Raw genomic sequence first — 15,860 nt, 5'->3', positions numbered from 1 at the left:
GGTGTTGAGCCAGATCAAGATGCGCGGTGACGGATGGGTCGATCCTTTGGGCCTCCGCTGAATCGGGGTTGCCGGTTCGGCCCTATCGAAGAGGATTGGTGATGACCAGCACGTTTTTCATTCCTGCCGTGAACATCATGGGCACCGGTTGCCTCGACGAAGCCATGAATGCCATTCGCAACTATGGATTTCGCAAGGCCTTGATCGTGACGGACGCAGGATTGGCCAAGGCTGGCGTGGCAGGCTTGATCGCTGAAAAACTGGCGATGCAGGACATCGACTCGGTGATTTTCGACGGTGCCAAACCGAACCCGAGCATCGCCAACGTCGAGAGCGGCCTGGAACTGCTGCAGCGCAGCCAGTGCGATTGCGTGATTTCCCTGGGCGGCGGCTCGCCCCACGATTGCGCCAAAGGCATTGCGTTGTGCGCCACCAACGGCGGCAAGATCGCCGATTACGAAGGCGTCGACCAATCAGCCAAGCCGCAATTGCCGCTGATCGCGATCAACACCACCGCCGGCACTGCCAGCGAGATGACCCGTTTCTGCATCATCACCGACGAATCGCGCCACGTGAAAATGGCCATCGTCGACCGCAACGTCACGCCGCTGCTGTCGGTCAACGACCCGGCGCTGATGGCAGCCATGCCCAAGGGCCTGACCGCCGCCACCGGCATGGACGCCTTGACCCACGCCATCGAAGCCTACGTTTCCACGGCCGCCAACCCGATCACCGACGCCTGCGCACTGAAAGCCATCGAGCTGATCAGCCGCAACCTGCGCCTGGCCGTGCACGACGGCAGCGACATGATCGCCCGGGAAAACATGGCGTATGCGCAGTTCCTCGCCGGTATGGCATTCAACAATGCTTCGTTGGGGTTTGTGCATGCGATGGCGCACCAGTTGGGCGGCTTTTATGATTTGCCCCACGGCGTGTGCAACGCGGTACTGCTGCCGCACGTACAAAGCTTCAACGCCGCGGTCTGCGCCGAACGCCTGGCGGTAGTGGCGCAGGCTCTGGGTGCCAACACCCTCGGTGTCAGTCCGGAAGAGGGCGCCCAAGCGGCCATCGTGGCGATCCGCGCGTTGGCCAGGGATGTGGAAATCCCTGGTGGTTTGCGTGATCTCGGCGCCAAGTTGCAAGACATTCCGATCCTTGCCGCCAACGCCTTGAAAGATGCCTGCGGCCTGACCAATCCACGGGCGGCAGATCAGCGGCAGATCGAGGAGATCTTTCGCAGCGCGTTTTGACTGGCGGTGTTACCGGGCGCTTTGCTCGATGATTTCGGGACGCGGCACAAGCGTTACGCAGAGCATCGCGCCGAGGGCCAACAGGCTGCATAACAATGACAACGGCCAAGCCTGCTGACTGACCAGCAGGCTGGCGATGCCACCGATGATGGCGGCCATCAGTTGGTGGATAAAGCCGCTCAAGGCCATTGCATAAGCACCACTGACCGGCGAGCCATCGTTGGCCAGGGACAGGCTGATGGGATAAATCAACGATTGGCCAAGCACCGCAACGCAGTAAGGCAACCATAGTAGTAACGCCAGCGCAGTTGCCTGCAGGCTGCCCAGTAGCATGACCGCGCTGCCGACCAACACCAGACCCACCCCCGCGTTCATCAACCGGTGCTGACCGGTGTGCAGGACGTAGCGATTGATCACCAGCGCCCCGAAAAAATAGGCTGCACTGATTGGCCATCCCAAGAGGCCGTACTCGACCGCAGACCAGTTGAACGTACCTTGCAGAATTGCCGGTGCGGCGGTGTTGAACGCGACGATTACCCCGTAACCGAGACCACCGGCGAGTGCAGGAAGCAGAAAATGCCGATGACGCAGAATGCGCCAGTAAATGGGCCAACTGGATGACTGACTTTTCGTTTCTGGCAATGTCGGGAAGGTGACCCGTGCCACCACTGTCCCCATCAACAGGCTCGTGCCGCCCAGCAAATAAAAGATCGCTGACCAACCCAGTGCAACCTGTATCAGTGAGCCCAGGTATTGTCCAATCCCCAACGCGACCACAAAGGAAATCGAAATCCAGGACAGTGCCTTGGCTAACAGATCTCCGCGAAAGCTGTCGCGAATCAGCACTCGGGCCATGACTGAAATCCCGCTGGCGCCAATACCCTGAACCAACCGTAGTGCAAGGAATGACTCCAGGGTGGTGCCCATGGGCAAGGCCAGATTACCCAGCCCATAGATGCCTAACGCTGCGATCAGCACCGGTTTGCGGCCAATGCGCTGGCTCAGGCTGCCCCAGAACAACATGGGCAGCGCCATGCCGATCAGGTACACCGCCAGCCCCCAGGAGACGTGCGAAGCATCGCTGTTCAGGTACCGGGCAATCTCCGGCAGGGCCGGGAGATAAATGCTCATGCCCAACTGCGCGAGAAAAACCGTAGAGCAAGTGATGACGAGTGTTGTGCTGCTTTTCAAGGACTGTTTCCTGGTGGGTCAGTGGCCGGGGTGTCGGCTGTGAGCGCGCAATAGGTCGATGATCAGCTCGCAAAAACGGCTGATCTGCGAGGGTTCCATGTCCGCACCAAAGGTCATTGCTTCAGTGCTGCCCGATCCGTATGAGGCTTTTAAAGCGTTGGATATTAACCTGAAGTTAGAAGGCTCAGTGTCGTTCGATGGATGCACCCGGCATCGCGGCCCTCGTGTCGTGTCGACGATCAGGCATTGAGCGGGTTGAATCGGCAGGTCGGGCAGGCGATAGTGCAGGGCTGATCTTTTATCGATTGATGACGTTCGCAAGGAACAGGGAATGACCTTGAAATACAGCTGGTTGGGATGTGTGGCAATGAGTGGTGCGCTGGGCGCGACCCAGGCGTATGCCGAGTGTGTAACACCGCCATTGCCCGAGGGTGTACCGGGTTATTCGGTGTGCAAGGACTGGCCGGCCTACAGCGGCCAGACCATTACTGCACTGTCGCAGATTGAGCCGGACTCGACTCATAGCGATGAGCCTGACGGCATGGGTATGTACGACTTGAAACTGGCGGTGGTGTCCAACGTTGATGGCAAGCCGCTGGCTCACTACTCCAAAGCCTCGGTGTTCAGCTCCGATGCCATCCGGTTCGATGGGCTGAGCATCGATACCGCGCGCTACAAACTCACCTCCGATCTGCGAGCGTTTGGCGTGCGAGCAGGTTTCACCGGCTCGTCGCGGGCCAATCCTTTCGGCGAGTCCCAGCTGTCGCTGTATGTTCGCGAAGGCAACACGCTGCGTCCGGTACTGGAGCAACTGGTGATCGAATCCGCTAGCGGTGAGTGGGATACCAACTGTGCGGGCGAGTTCTCGAACATCAAACGTACTCTGGATATAGCCAAAACCAGCAGCCACGGCTTCGCCGACCTGATCGTTAAATCGGTGACCACCGGCTCGCAAGACTCGGTGAAAAATGGCGAATGCGAATCCAAAGATACAGTGGGGAAAACGGTACTGACGACGTTGCGGTATGACGGTCAGCGGTATGTCGTTCCGAAAGAGTTAAAAGGGCTCTGAACCGATGCTATCCGGTTTCAACCACCTAACCCTGGCGGTCACTGATCTGGACCGCAGCGTGGCGTTCTATCATGGCCTGTTGCAACTGCGCCTCGACGCCACTTGGGACGGCGGCGCCTATCTGTCGTTGCCGGGGTTGTGGCTGTGCCTGTCTCTCGATCCGCTGCGCGAGCCTGAGGCGGCGGTCGATTACACCCATTACGCATTCAGCGTAGGCGCCAGCGACTTCCCGGTATTGGTTGAACGACTGCGAGCTGTGGGTGTTTTAGAGTGGCGGGACAATCGCAGCGAAGGCGCGTCGTTCTATTTTCTGGATCCGGATGGGCACAAGATCGAGGCCCATGTCGGGGATCTGGTGTCGCGCCTTGAGGCGTGCCGCCAGAGGCCTTATGCCGGGATGAAGTTTTTCACTCCGTGACCGGGCGCACTCCCGGCATGTCCATAGCTGATCTTTCCGAGTTTTGTTGGCGGTAGCGCCGCATACGCTATTCTGATCGGCATTGTGGGCACTCGTCGGGTGCGCATGTTGTATCAGCGTCATGAGCTGGCAATTACCCGGATTTGCGGGGTAATGTTCACCGGTTTCGCCATCAATGCCTGACTGCACGCGGTACCAGGGTTGCTGACGAACAAGGTTTGAGGCTGCGCGCAGGGCTGCGACAGCTGCATCAGGACATCCGTTTCAGCGATGCCGGGTCCAGGGATTGATACTCACGGCTGCACTTTTGGACAGTATCCATCTTTGATGAGCACCAGTAATTCCGCGCCGCTGGCGAGTTACATCGATCTTTTGCTCGACGTCGTGTGTGCGGTCGATAGCCAGGGGCGCTTCGTCTTTGTCAGTGCCGCCAGCGAGCGAGTATTCGGCTACACCCCGGACGAGCTGATCGGCCAGCCGATGATCGAGATGGTCCACCCGGCCGATCGCCAACGGACCCTGGACGCCGCCCGGGAAATCATGCGCGGTCAGCCCAACCCGAACTTCGAAAACCGCTACCTGCGCAAAGATGGTCAGGTGGTGCATCTTCTCTGGTCGGCGCGTTGGTCTGAAGTCGATCAACTGCGCATCGCCGTGGCCCGTGACATCACCGAGCGCAAACAGGCAGAGTCCCGGCAGGCCGCACTGTACGCGATCTCCGAAGCAGCCCATGCCGCTGAGGATCTGCTGGCGCTGTTCAAGCTCGTTCATCAATTGATTGGCGAATGGCTGCCGGCGCTGAACTTCTCGGTGGCGCTCTATGACGAGCACTGCGAGCAATTGAGTTTCCCGTACCACGTCGACGAACACGAGAGCGATCCGCTGTGCAGCGTTACCGGCCGGCTTTGCACCGAGGTGATCGAAACGGGGCAGCCGGTGCTGGTGACGCCTGACCAACCTTTCTCGATGCCCGGACTGTTCGAGGTCGGCAATGGCCAGGACTCACCCTGCTGGCTGGGTGTGCCGCTGAACTCACAGAAAGGCACCATCGGTGCGCTGATCGTCAAAAGCGTACCCGGTGGTGAACGCTATACCGAGCGCGACAAGGAGCTGCTGCAATACGTCTGTGCCCAGCTCGCGGCAGCCATTGAGCGCAAGCAATTGCACTGCCGGCTGCAATTCATGGCGCAGCACGACCAGTTGACCCGCTTGCCTAACCGCGAACTGTTGCGTGAACGCCTGACTGCTGCCCTCGGTAAAGCCAGAAGAAACTCTGGACGCATGGCGCTGCTGTACGTCGACCTGGACCACTTCAAACAGGTCAACGACACCTATGGCCATGGCGTCGGCGACATGTTGCTGCAAGCGGTGGCCAATCGACTGCAAGGCTGTGTGCGTGAGTCCGATACGGTGGCGCGCATTGGCGGTGATGAGTTTGTCGTTCTGCTCGACAGCATTCAGGCCGCCGAAGATGCAGCCCGTGTGGCGATCAAAATCCGTCAGGTGCTTGGCCAGCCGATGCGTCTGGACAGCCACACCCTGAACATCCTTCCGAGTATCGGTATTGCGCTCTACCCCGAGCATGGCAGCGAAGAAAAGCAATTGTTCAAGCATGCGGATGAGGCCATGTACGCAGTCAAACGCCTGAGTGGACGGCTGGACCGCGTCTGATTCGGCTTCCATTCTGGCGCCGTTCGTCGTGGCCGGTGCAATTTTTCTAAACCTTTGCGGTGTTTTAACTTCAGACGTCAGGCGGGGAAACCCGTTGCACTCATTTGCCTGTTCAAGGAGGGCGCGACCATGAGCCGTATGGCCAGCCGATTATCGACCATCAGTTTTGTCGTGTTGCTAGGCCTGGGCGCCAGCAACGCTTTTGCCCAGTCGCCAACCGACTTCATCAATGACACCTCGGTCAAAGGTATGGCAGACATCGAAGCCAGCCGCCTGGCTCACCAGAAAACCGAATCCAAAGAGGTCAAGGATTACACGATTGTGGTGATCAACGACCGCACCACGGCTAACCAGCATCTGGCGAAAATCGCCAAGAAACTTGATCTGCCCGTCGCCCCCAGAGACGAGGTGGCCAGTAAGGCCAAGGCGCTGATTCCTGAGGTCAAGGACGACGACTCGTTCGACACGGCCTTTGCCGCCAGCCAGGTGAAAACCACCCAGGAAGCCATCGAACAGTTGAAGCAGGAAGCACAAACCACCGACGTACCGGAGCTCAAGGCCTTCGTTGCAGAAACCCTGCCCAAGCTCGAAAACCATTTGCATATGGCAAGGGCCCTTCAGGCCAACAGCCAATCGGGTCGGGTGGATGGTTGAGTCATGCATGCTCACTTGATCCGTAGCCGCTGGCGAAGCCTGCGTTCGAGGGTGCAACCCTCGCAAAACCGTGTTCTCTGTATCTCGGAAATGATGCGGTGTCACATTTACGGCCGCTACGCGGGCCGAACGCAGCCTTCGGCAGCTGCTACAAAGTAGGTGGCGAGCCGGTACCGCTTCGAGCCTCGCCACAAAAACAGTCCGGGCACTTTAGCTCGACAGCTTTACCCCAACCGTCCAACTGAAATACCCCAGCACTTCACAGCTGCTGTTCACCAGCATAAAGCTCAGCTCGCATTGCTCGACACCGGTGCTCAACTGCTGGCAATGCCAATAGTGATCATCGGCTTTTACCGCGAGCGGTTCGGTGGGGGATTCGGGATTGGGGGCCGGCAAGGTCTGGCCGTTATGCACCACCAGATGCGGTTTTGAGAACACACCGGCGTCGCCCACAGTCAGGTTGTAAAATACCACGCTGTGTTCGGCGTGCAGGCCGACGGTTCGGCCACGGATGTGGAAGGTTTTGGTTGAACTTGCCGGTAGTTCAAGGCAAGTGCTCTTGGACGTTGGCGTTGTCCCCAGGGACGCGCCAAAGGTGAAAATGAAGCCGTCCTCGATCACGGTCGGTTGCTGCGGGTCGAGGCTCGGTTCCGGGTAGCGGGTGAGCAGGGTTTCGGCGTCGATAATCAGCAACACATTGGTTGCCTGCTCAGTGGTGGATGACGGGTTTGCGCTGGTATCTGTGGACATCACGGCTTCCTTTCATGATGTGGGTCGATCGCGGCCACCGCTGCGGCTTACGCAAGACATCCAGTTCCAGTCGGGGCGCGAGGCAGAGGGGAAAGCCCCTTGTCGCCAAGGGGCCGTCCAGATCAGTTACGGATGGTGATGAACGGATCCCACGAGCAGCAACCTACAATCTGGCAGTCCCGGTTCACGATCAGGAAGTTGAAGTGATAGGTCACGCTGCCGGTGGCCAGGGTTTCCGAAGACCAGTAATGGTTATCGACTTTCTGGCAGCTAGGCACTGACGGGTTGCTGGTGTTTGGCACGGCAACACACGCGGTGGCCTTGCGTGGCGTCGGTGTCGAGATCAGCTCATTACCCGCGTTGCCGATGAACTTGTAGAAAATTACCGCTGTTTCGAAGCTCTGCGACAGGCTGGTTTCGCGCCAGCGAATCAGGTCACCGACCGAGGCTTTCAAATTGAGTTCACCACCGGCCTGGCCATTGATCACGTTGTCCCGGTTGGTGACCATGTACACATGACTGACATCGATGAGCGTTGGCGCGTTGGGATTTTTGCTGATGTTCGGGTAGTTTTTCAGAATGGATTCGGTGTCGATCGAAACAAGCACATCCGTGACTCGAGACATAGTAAAGCTCCTTGTTCATAGTGAGGGCCTGGCGTCTACCAGGCACAACAACGCTTGATTGCCATACGGCTGCTGTAAGCGCGCTACTACGGGGAACCTACCGATCACAAGGTACGAGCTGGCCTGGCTCCTTGCCTATAAAAGTGACCGGCCAGGGTTCCTTCCAACAGGCCGCGTCTGGAATATAGATGCCCGTCTTAAGCTGTCAAAACAGACGGGGCTTCGTTCGACGAACGGTCGTTTTGCTTCTAATTTCCGATGTTTTGGCGATAAGAAAATGGCGATCCAGAACGTTTCCCAAGCGTTGATTTCCCTCTGAATTGTGTGCCATTGAGCAACGATTACCGACCTCGGCAGCTTCACTTCCAGGGTGTCGGAGAATTGACCGTCGATGGCTTTGAGCAAGCCTTGCGCCGATCGCCGATCGCCGATCGCCGATCGCCGATCGCCGATCAGAGCAACTGCAATGCGTCCGGACGCGCACCGGGAAATACGTTCTGCAACTGCGAAGCGGATAAGCCCCAGGTCCTGCCAAGTAAACCACCGAGCAGGTTCCGATAGTTGTTGAGCACCGGGTAATCGCGGTTTTGCAGCAGGCTTTGTGGGTTGACCGCCACCTGTTCACCCACGATGCGTCCACCGCGAACGTTGCCGCCGAGTACCCAGTACACCGTGCCATGCCCGTGGTCGGTGCCCCTGGCGCCGTTTTCACGAAAGGTGCGACCGAACTCCGAGACCACCACCACGGTGGTGTTGTGCCATTCATCCCCCAGCGCCTGGGCATAGGCGACCAGACCTTCACCGAGGTTCGCCAGGTTGTTGGCCAGTTGGCCGCTGGTGCTGCCTTGATTGACGTGGGTATCCCAGCCGCCGACATCGACGAAACCCAGTCGGTACTGGTCGCGCATCAGTGTTGCCATGCGCCGGGTCTGGGCCGCAAAGTTCTGCGCATTCGGCGCGCCACGATTGGCCTTGACCATCTCTTCTTGCAGATCCCTTGACACCTGCTGGCGCAGTTCAAGGCCACCGGCTGCGGAGGCGGCATAAGGTGTGTTTTGGTACATCGACGAAAGAATCGCCGACTGCCGAGCATCGAAGGCTGGTTTCGAGGTACCGCGCAACGAGATGTTAGGGATGGCGTTGCCGCCCTGAAAACTCAGGGGCAAAGCATCGGTGAACGCGATGGGCGCACTGTTCGGCACCTGACGCGACAAGCGTGCAAGAAAGCCCGAGTCGTAATGGTTACGCTGTTGGCTCGGTTCGCCAGACTCGATGTTGTCCTGGGTTTCGAAGTGACTGCGGGACACGTCATCGGTCCCGGCGAACGGCACGAAGGCGATCTGCTTGCGTTGCCACAACGGGTAGATCGAATCACGTAAAACCGGGTTCAGGCCCCAATGGCTGTCCAGTGCAATGGCGCTGTTGGGGTTATGCGAGTCTGGTCGGGCAATGGCGAGAGTCGGACGCGAGTCGTAGTAAAAGTCGCTGGAGTAGGGCACCAGCAGGTTGTTGCAGTCGTAGCCGCCGCGCAGGAATACGATCAGAAAGCGCGGTGCCGAAACGGGGGCGGCGAACAGCTTTGCACTAAACGACAAGGACGGCAGCGACGCGGCTGCTACAGCGGCAATCAGCAGTTCTCGACGATTCATGGCGACACCCCATTACGCAGCTTAACGGTTATTGAAGTCAGGTGAGGCAAGCAAAAAGGTGTTCCATTCCTGAGGCGACACGGCCTTGTTCAGCGCGCCAAGGGTCGCTGCTGAAAGGTGCGGAGAGATGGTTTCGTAGAACAACGGTGTGGTGATCATCGGAAACCCCGGACCGGGCAGGTTGCTGCCTTGTGGGGTAAACAATCGGTTATCCCCGCGCCCGATTGCCCGGGCGATTTCGAAGCGTTTGGACATCTGCCCCGAGCTCGACCAGCCGCTGGATTCCAAAGGCCAGCCGTCCGGTGTCACGTGACCGAATACTGGCTGCCCCAACTGATTGAGCCAATTGATCATCGGCCTCGCGTTGGCTAGCGGCTTACCGTCATAGGCCAGCCGCACCGCCGACACCACAAACTGCATCGGGTCCTTGAATTTGGTACCAGTGCTTTGCAGCAACTCCTTGGACTCGAACAACGTACGCATCACTTGGGCGATATCGCCGTCGCTGTCCTGGAAGGTCTTGGCCATCCGTTCCACCAGCGCGGGCGGCGGCTGATCGGCAACGAAGTATTTGGCCAGCTGTTGCGAGACAAAATGCGCACAGGCTTTCTGCCGGGTGATCAGCTCCACGGCCTGACGGATCTCGTCAAAGCCGCTGCCCCTGATCGGATGGCCAAGCAGTACCTTGTCGCTGAAGTCGTGACGGCGCGGATTGAATTCAAACAGCCCTTCGCGCACCACCAAGGTCTGTAACCGAGGAGCAAACTTCTGCGTGCGACCATCAAGCGGCATCAGCCCGGCGCCGGTCAGAATCAACGCCAGTTGCTGCACGTCTTGCTGGGTATAGCCGGAGCCGACGCCCAGAGTGTGTAACTCCATCAATTCGCGGGCGTAGTTCTCGTTGACCTTGCCCTTGGCATTTTGCGCGTTGTCCAGGTACTCAAGCATCGCCGGACTCTTGAGGGTGGCCATCACCAGATCCTTGAACTTACCCAGCGCGTGTGGGCGGATTGCGTGTTCTGCGTAGTCCGCCGTCAGCACCCGTATGCGACCTTTACCTTGAAACACGCTGAAGTGGTTGAGCCAGAAACCCACCAACTGCTCCTTGAGCTGATTGGGCCCATACACCGCACGCAACAGCACGGCTTCACGCGCTTGTTCTGCGAGTTCGTTGGCTTGTTGTTGCGCATCTTTTTTCGCGGCGTTTTTGGCGTCGCCTTCGGGCATGGCCTTGAGCTGTTCCTGCTGGCTCTTGAATGTCTGCAACAAGGACTCGGGTGGCGCGCTTAATACCGGATAGCTGTGCAACAGCGCGTTGATTGCCGGTGGCAGTGGGTCATTGATGCGGTCGGCCAATTGGGCTTGAAGCAGACCTTCACGGCCCATGCTGCGCAAGCGCGCCAGGTTGGCGGCATCCAGATCGAAGCCATCGCGGCGCAGCCAGGCAATGTCGCTCGGGTTGAGCGTTGCGGGGGGGCCGGCCAAGGCGAGTGAGGGAAACAACAGCAAACAGGTCGACAGACACAACGGGCGCAAAACGGCATGTGGCATGTGCATGTAGGAGGTTCCCGAGTATCAAGAGAGACGTCGACTGCAGCCAGTGTAGTTTCCACCCGTGAAGCTGACGCGATGCTGAATAACGTGCATCTAGAGCAGTTCAACAAAGTCGGCATTGCACTTGTTCTCGCAGGTTCTGCGATCTGTGGAAGGTCAACTTTTCTTTACACAGTTCCTGTGGGTGGGTTCAGGTATTAGACAGATATCTACTGGTACAAATATTCATACGCCAAGCAGGAGCGCGGCGGTAAAGGGGGCATGGTTGTACAGGGTTACTCTATTGGCCGATGAGCCTCAGGAGGCAGCATGTTGTTACGTTACGCGGCATTGGTAGCAGTGGTCATCGCGGCCTCCGGTTGCGTACAGGAGCGTGTGGTTCACGATCGGCGTCCACCACCACGCGAGTACGTCGAAGTCATCGCGCCACAGCCACCACCGGTCCAGGTGATCGAAGTGGAGCCCGCGGGCCGGCCAGGTTATGTCTGGTCGCGCGGTTACTGGCGCTGGGAAGGCGGGCGTTATGTCGCCGTTCGTGGGCACTGGGAACCGGAACGCCGGGGTTATCGTTACGTGCACCCGCATTGGGAACAGCGCAACGATGGCTGGCATTGGCAAGGCGGGGGCTGGGCTCACTAGATCCAGCGTTTCGCCGAATCAAAAAAGAGCGACCTTCGGGTCGCTTTTTTGTGCTGTCCGGACGCTGTCACGATCTCGAATTCATGACAATACGTAGCAGCTGCCGAAGGCTGCGTTCGAGTGCGAAGCGCTCGTAAAATCAGGCAACGCGTTCTTTCAGGTTAACCGTGGATTCAGGGTTTACGACTGCTGCGCAGCCGAACGCAGCCTCCGGCAGCTGCTACGAATCGCGTTCCCTCTCATCCAGCCGAGTCTTGACGAACTTGGCAGGGCCGTCGCTTACTGGCGCCCCACGAGCGAAACGCAGAGTCTAGCGCGTCGCTCATGTCCTGATTCGTTACAGGAGTACGCGATGAGCTGGTCTGCCAAACAGTATGTGGCTTTCGAAGATGAGCGCACGCGCCCGGCGCGCGATTTGCTGGCCGCTATCCCGAACACCGATGCGCGTTCGGTGATCGATATCGGCTGCGGCCCCGGCAACTCTACCGAATTGCTCGTGCAGCGCTTTGCCAGCGCCAAGGTGCGTGGCCTGGACAGCTCAGCCGACATGATCGACGCCGCCCGCAAACGCTTGCCGGACGTACGTTTCGACATTGCCGATATCGCCGCCTGGAGCGAGCCCGGCCCGTTCGATGTGATCTTCGCCAACGCGGTGTTCCAGTGGTTACCCGACCACGCCACGCTGTTGCCGTCGCTGGTGGCCAAGCTCGCACCGGGTGGCAGCCTGGCGATTCAAATGCCCGACAACCTCGATCAACCGTCGCATCGAATGATGCGTGAAGTCGCCAATAACGGGCCTTGGGCCCGCAAGCTTGCGGACGTCGCCGGGAAACGGACGACCCTGGACGATGCCAATACCTACTACCAAATGCTGTGTTCGTGCGCCTCGCGGGTCGATGTGTGGCGCACCACCTACCATCACCCGCTGGCGGGCGGCCCTGCGGCCGTGGTCGAGTGGTTCAAGGGCAGCGGTTTGCGGCCGTTTCTTGAACCACTCGACGAGGCGGAAAAAGCGCAGTACATCGAGCAATACCTGGCTGCGTTAGAGCCATTCTTCCCGGTACTGGCCGATGGTTCGGTGTTGCTGCCGTTCCCGCGTTTATTCATCGTAGCGACCCGCTAAAGGTCGTTGTTGCATCAGGGCTGAGGCCGTTGCCCTCAGCCCTGTTGCAACACTTTCAACGCCGCCGAGGCGAGGAAGCCGGAGCGGCTTTTCTCTTCCGGGTGATGCAGCACGTATTCGTCGATACGGGTCAGCAGATAGCCGGGCAGGGTGATGTTGAGTTTCTGCGCCTTGCCCAGGTACTTGGTGACATCGATGTCCACCAATGCCCAGGTAACGCCGGCGTACTGCGGATTGGCTGCATGCACGGTGACCTTGTTGGCGGGCGGAATCGCCGAGCCGTCTTCGGCGAGTATCTCGAAGTGGCCTTCGATGGCTTCGCGCGCCATGGCGATCGCATCGTCCAGGTCATCACCGGCCGAGAAACAGCCCGGTATATCCGGCACTTCCACGCCCCAGGCGTGTTCGTTATCGCCCATTGAAATCGCAATTGGGTAAAGCATGTACGTTGTCCTCCGGGTGCTGTTCGCCGACTCAATACAGCAGGGCCTGTTGCAGGATGCTGACGGCCGTTTTGGTCAGTAAATCCTTTTTTGGGTGTGGGACAGTGACCAGGCCGGGCTTCGTGGGATGCTTGAAGTGGTGGTGACTGCCCCTGACCCGTACCAGATACCAGCCGTCTGCGACGATTTGGGTTATCAAATATCGGCTATTCACATCACTTCCCTGTGCTGTGTAGGTGGTTACTATACCTACTGAAAATAAGTTATCAACACTATAACCACCGCTGGTGGCGACAGAATGGATGAGTGGTAGGGAACAGTGTAGGAACCACTGCAAAACGCGGTGTCCAGGAGCTGCGCTGGAGTGTTTCTGATTCCTTCAACGCCAGCTCAACGCGTGTTATTGCTGAATGGCGGGCATGAAAAACCGGTCACTGAGGACCGGTTTCTCTTGTCTCTGCATCTTCTGTTTAAAAGGTGAGTTTTCGGCACCGCGCTTCCCTCGCAGAGAAAACCGATGCCGAGAATCACGTAGTCGCTACTCAAGCAGCTGATCAATCAATACCGCATTGGTATAGATCAAGCTTCCATCGCTTGCTCGATGTCCGACCAGATGGAACTGACCACGTTCGTCGTGCAAATAGACGCGCATTTGGCAGTCGGACAAGGGGCCGTATCCCTCAGGCAGGATCAAATCCATTGAACTCATGTCGACATCGACCATGGCTTCACGCTCATGGGTCTTTTGCAGACGTTCTTCAGCTTCCTCCAGGCGCAGATGGAGGGGGGCATCGACGTCAAAATGGATCTCTCCCACCGGGGTGGATTTTTGGGCGCCGCTGATTTTGCACCAGCCTTCGATCGTCAAGGCACTCATGACGGAACCTCCGTTGTGGACTGCTGGACTCTGTAGCTCGGGCCACTTCTGGTCGATCTCTACCGTCCGTAATCAGAAATTAAGTATAGCTGGCAACCGGGCGTCGCTTGGGGGCGTGGGGCTCGATCCTGATTATTTTGACTGATCGGAAACAAGTCGCTATGCCCAATTGAGTACCGGGAGGCGTGATGCTGAATATCTTTAGCTATAGGTGGCGAATGGATTTAACTAATTAACTTGTTGTTGGAGTTGGAATGCTCGTGCGTCACGGTACTTCAGGAAAAGCGCTTGCTCCGTTCCTGCACTATACTTCTTGCTGACTTTACCGTCAGGAGCAGTGGTGCTTGTCTGCTCTGCTGGGACGTCAGATTAATATTAATTTGACGATGCTGTTAAGTGGCGATGCTTTTGCATAATCCACGCGTGACAGGAATAGGATGAAGAGAAAATGGCAATAGCAATTATCTTGATTCTAATCGTTGTTGCATCAGTGTTGTTCAACATCCTGGCGCCTTGGCATGCGACACCGGCCGCTTCCAACTGGGGGTCGATAGACACCACCCAGTTCATCACCCTGATCATCAGCGGAATATTTTTCATCGCCATCACGGTATTTATGGCGGTCGCCGTGATGCGTTATCGTCACAAGGACGGTGCCAAGGCGGCCTACCAGCCAGGCAATAAGAAATTGGAGTTATGGTTAATTATCGTTACCTCGGTCGGTATTGCCGCGATGTTGGCGCCAGGCCTGGTTGTTTATAGTGATTTCGTCCGGGTGCCGAAAAAAGCTTATGAACTTGAAGTGGTTGCCCAACAGTGGCAGTGGGCTTTTCGTTTTCCCGGTCGGGACGGAAAGTTGGGCAAGTCGGATATCAAGTTTGCTGATTCCATCAACCCTTTCGGTCTTGATCCCAAGGATCCTGCAGGGCAGGACGATATATTGATACTCAACAATGAAGTTCACCTTCCGCTCGATCAGCCGGTAAAAGTTTTACTGCGTTCCAAAGATGTGCTGCACGATTTCGATGTACCGCAAATGCGCGGCAAGATGGACATGGTGCCGGGGATGGTGTCGTACTTTTGGTTTACGCCAACTAAAACCGGGCAATATGAAATTATGTGCGCTGAATATTGTGGTGTAGGGCATTACAACATGCGCGGCCATATGATCGTGGACGAACAGGGCGCCTTCGATCAATGGTTGAGCAGCCAACCGACTTTTGCGCAGACATTAGCGGCAGCTGCCAAACCCAGTCGCGACAGCGTGCTGGAAAAAGGCCGGCTGTTGGTCGAGAAGTACGGCTGCAACGCCTGCCATAGCCAGGATGGCAGTGCCAGTCTCGGCCCGGGATGGAAAGGGTTGTACGGCCGCACTGAACAGCTTGCCGATGGCACCAGTGTGCAGGTCGATGAGGCTTACCTTAAATCGGCGATTCTCGATCCAAAGGCCCGGCGGGTGCAGGGCTACCCGCCGGTCATGGTGGCCTATACTCTCAATGAAGATGAACTGGGTGCTCTCGTTACCCTGATCAAATCACTGGGTACCGCGCGCCAAGGCGATGAGCTTTCTGCCGCGGGTGAAGACTTGGCGGCGCAGGGACAGCAGCTGGCCAAGTCGTTCGGCTGTCTGGCCTGCCACAGTGTCGATGGCAGCAAGGGCGTCGGCCCCAGCTGGCAGGGCCTGTATGGCAAGACAGAAACCCTTGAGGACGGTACGAGGATAAAGGTCGATGAGGACTATATAAAAGAATCGGTTCTCAAGCCTAACGCCAAAATCGTCAAGGGTTACGCACCCATCATGCCGACCTTTACGCCGAGTGATAAGGAGTTGAGCGCACTGATCGCTTTTATCAAATCCAAAGCGAATGCCGACGCTGACGCGAGCAAGGCGGAGCCAGGAAAGTAGCCGTAAGCAGCCAGCAATACACCGAAACTTCAGTTGG

Annotated in this window: 17 protein-coding genes and 1 pseudogene; 9 read left to right on the top strand and 9 right to left on the bottom strand. The window is 57.7% G+C overall.

Annotated features, from left to right (window positions below):
• Positions 1–101 precede the first annotated feature (101 nt).
• Positions 102–1,250 (top strand): L-threonine dehydrogenase, encoded by a 1,149-nt coding sequence (yiaY, locus tag AC3WK5_RS22935; RefSeq protein ID WP_103318801.1) that lies wholly within the window; start codon positions 102–104, stop codon positions 1,248–1,250.
• 9 nt (positions 1,251–1,259) lie between these two features.
• On the opposite strand, the gene AC3WK5_RS22930 is transcribed toward yiaY, so the two are convergent.
• A complete protein-coding gene (locus AC3WK5_RS22930) occupies positions 1,260–2,441 on the bottom strand; it encodes a multidrug effflux MFS transporter (protein WP_103318803.1) in 1,182 nt (393 codons plus the stop codon).
• 331 nt (positions 2,442–2,772) lie between these two features.
• Between AC3WK5_RS22930 and AC3WK5_RS22925 the strand changes: the two genes are divergently transcribed.
• From AC3WK5_RS22925 to AC3WK5_RS22915, 3 genes and pseudogenes are all read left to right on the top strand, one after another.
• Positions 2,773–3,513 carry a PA3715 family protein gene (locus AC3WK5_RS22925; RefSeq protein ID WP_103318806.1) on the top strand — a complete coding sequence of 247 codons (741 nt, stop codon included), beginning with the start codon at positions 2,773–2,775 and terminating at the stop codon, positions 3,511–3,513.
• Between the two features lie 4 nt (positions 3,514–3,517).
• The gene (fos, locus tag AC3WK5_RS22920; protein ID WP_103318808.1) at positions 3,518–3,931 is read left to right on the top strand and encodes a fosfomycin resistance glutathione transferase; all 414 of its coding nucleotides are present in this window, start codon (positions 3,518–3,520) and stop codon (positions 3,929–3,931) included.
• 27 nt (positions 3,932–3,958) lie between these two features.
• A pseudogene (locus AC3WK5_RS22915) lies at positions 3,959–4,114 on the top strand (LysE family translocator); the annotation flags it as partial.
• Here the strand turns inward: AC3WK5_RS22915 and AC3WK5_RS22910 are convergent.
• On the bottom strand, positions 4,051–4,182 hold the full coding sequence (locus AC3WK5_RS22910; protein WP_256585279.1) for a hypothetical protein: 132 nt from the start codon (positions 4,180–4,182) through the stop codon (positions 4,051–4,053). The pseudogene AC3WK5_RS22915 and the gene AC3WK5_RS22910 sit on opposite strands and share 64 nt — an antisense overlap.
• A gap of 76 nt (positions 4,183–4,258) precedes the next feature.
• On the opposite strand from AC3WK5_RS22910, the gene AC3WK5_RS22905 reads away from it, so the two are divergent.
• Both AC3WK5_RS22905 and AC3WK5_RS22900 read left to right on the top strand, forming a co-directional pair.
• Positions 4,259–5,602, top strand: coding sequence for a sensor domain-containing protein (locus AC3WK5_RS22905; protein WP_103318811.1), 1,344 nt, complete (start codon positions 4,259–4,261; stop codon positions 5,600–5,602).
• Positions 5,603–5,731: 129 nt separating this feature from the next.
• Complete coding sequence (locus tag AC3WK5_RS22900; protein WP_103318814.1) at positions 5,732–6,256, top strand: DUF4142 domain-containing protein; 525 nt, start codon at positions 5,732–5,734, stop codon at positions 6,254–6,256.
• Between the two features lie 210 nt (positions 6,257–6,466).
• Here the strand turns inward: AC3WK5_RS22900 and AC3WK5_RS22895 are convergent, their stop codons facing one another.
• From AC3WK5_RS22895 to AC3WK5_RS22880, 4 genes are all read right to left on the bottom strand, one after another.
• Complete coding sequence (locus tag AC3WK5_RS22895; RefSeq protein ID WP_103318817.1) at positions 6,467–7,006, bottom strand: AidA/PixA family protein; 540 nt, start codon at positions 7,004–7,006, stop codon at positions 6,467–6,469.
• Positions 7,007–7,128: 122 nt separating this feature from the next.
• Entirely contained in the window at positions 7,129–7,632 is a 504-nt protein-coding gene (locus AC3WK5_RS22890; RefSeq protein ID WP_054596081.1) for an inclusion body family protein, read from the bottom strand.
• A 452-nt stretch (positions 7,633–8,084) separates the two neighbouring features.
• The gene (locus AC3WK5_RS22885) at positions 8,085–9,281 is read right to left on the bottom strand and encodes a DUF1501 domain-containing protein (RefSeq protein ID WP_103318819.1); all 1,197 of its coding nucleotides are present in this window, start codon (positions 9,279–9,281) and stop codon (positions 8,085–8,087) included.
• 21 nt (positions 9,282–9,302) lie between these two features.
• Positions 9,303–10,838: a DUF1800 domain-containing protein gene (locus AC3WK5_RS22880; protein WP_103318821.1), complete on the bottom strand. Its 1,536-nt coding sequence runs from the start codon at positions 10,836–10,838 to the stop codon at positions 9,303–9,305.
• 306 nt (positions 10,839–11,144) lie between these two features.
• Between AC3WK5_RS22880 and AC3WK5_RS22875 the strand changes: the two genes are divergently transcribed.
• Positions 11,145–11,474 carry a YXWGXW repeat-containing protein gene (locus AC3WK5_RS22875; RefSeq protein WP_019692252.1) on the top strand — a complete coding sequence of 110 codons (330 nt, stop codon included), beginning with the start codon at positions 11,145–11,147 and terminating at the stop codon, positions 11,472–11,474.
• A gap of 352 nt (positions 11,475–11,826) precedes the next feature.
• Positions 11,827–12,597 (top strand): trans-aconitate 2-methyltransferase, encoded by a 771-nt coding sequence (gene tam, locus AC3WK5_RS22870; RefSeq protein ID WP_103318824.1) that lies wholly within the window; start codon positions 11,827–11,829, stop codon positions 12,595–12,597.
• 35 nt (positions 12,598–12,632) lie between these two features.
• Here tam and AC3WK5_RS22865 read toward each other — a convergent pair whose 3' ends face one another.
• The 3 genes from AC3WK5_RS22865 to AC3WK5_RS22855 form a co-directional block, all read right to left on the bottom strand.
• The gene (locus AC3WK5_RS22865) at positions 12,633–13,040 is read right to left on the bottom strand and encodes a type II toxin-antitoxin system HicB family antitoxin (protein WP_071551463.1); all 408 of its coding nucleotides are present in this window, start codon (positions 13,038–13,040) and stop codon (positions 12,633–12,635) included.
• A gap of 31 nt (positions 13,041–13,071) precedes the next feature.
• Positions 13,072–13,254 carry a type II toxin-antitoxin system HicA family toxin gene (locus AC3WK5_RS22860; RefSeq protein ID WP_095082823.1) on the bottom strand — a complete coding sequence of 61 codons (183 nt, stop codon included), beginning with the start codon at positions 13,252–13,254 and terminating at the stop codon, positions 13,072–13,074.
• Between the two features lie 324 nt (positions 13,255–13,578).
• The gene (locus AC3WK5_RS22855; RefSeq protein ID WP_103318827.1) at positions 13,579–13,917 is read right to left on the bottom strand and encodes a hypothetical protein; all 339 of its coding nucleotides are present in this window, start codon (positions 13,915–13,917) and stop codon (positions 13,579–13,581) included.
• Positions 13,918–14,365: 448 nt separating this feature from the next.
• On the opposite strand from AC3WK5_RS22855, the gene AC3WK5_RS22850 reads away from it, so the two are divergent.
• Positions 14,366–15,823 carry a c-type cytochrome gene (locus tag AC3WK5_RS22850; protein WP_103318830.1) on the top strand — a complete coding sequence of 486 codons (1,458 nt, stop codon included), beginning with the start codon at positions 14,366–14,368 and terminating at the stop codon, positions 15,821–15,823.
• Positions 15,824–15,860 lie beyond the last annotated feature (37 nt).

The sequence above is a fragment of the Pseudomonas sp. FW306-02-D09B genome (assembly GCF_058782685.1).
The sequence above is the reverse complement of the archived record's forward strand: the minus strand, read 5'-3'. Positions and strand labels throughout refer to the sequence as shown.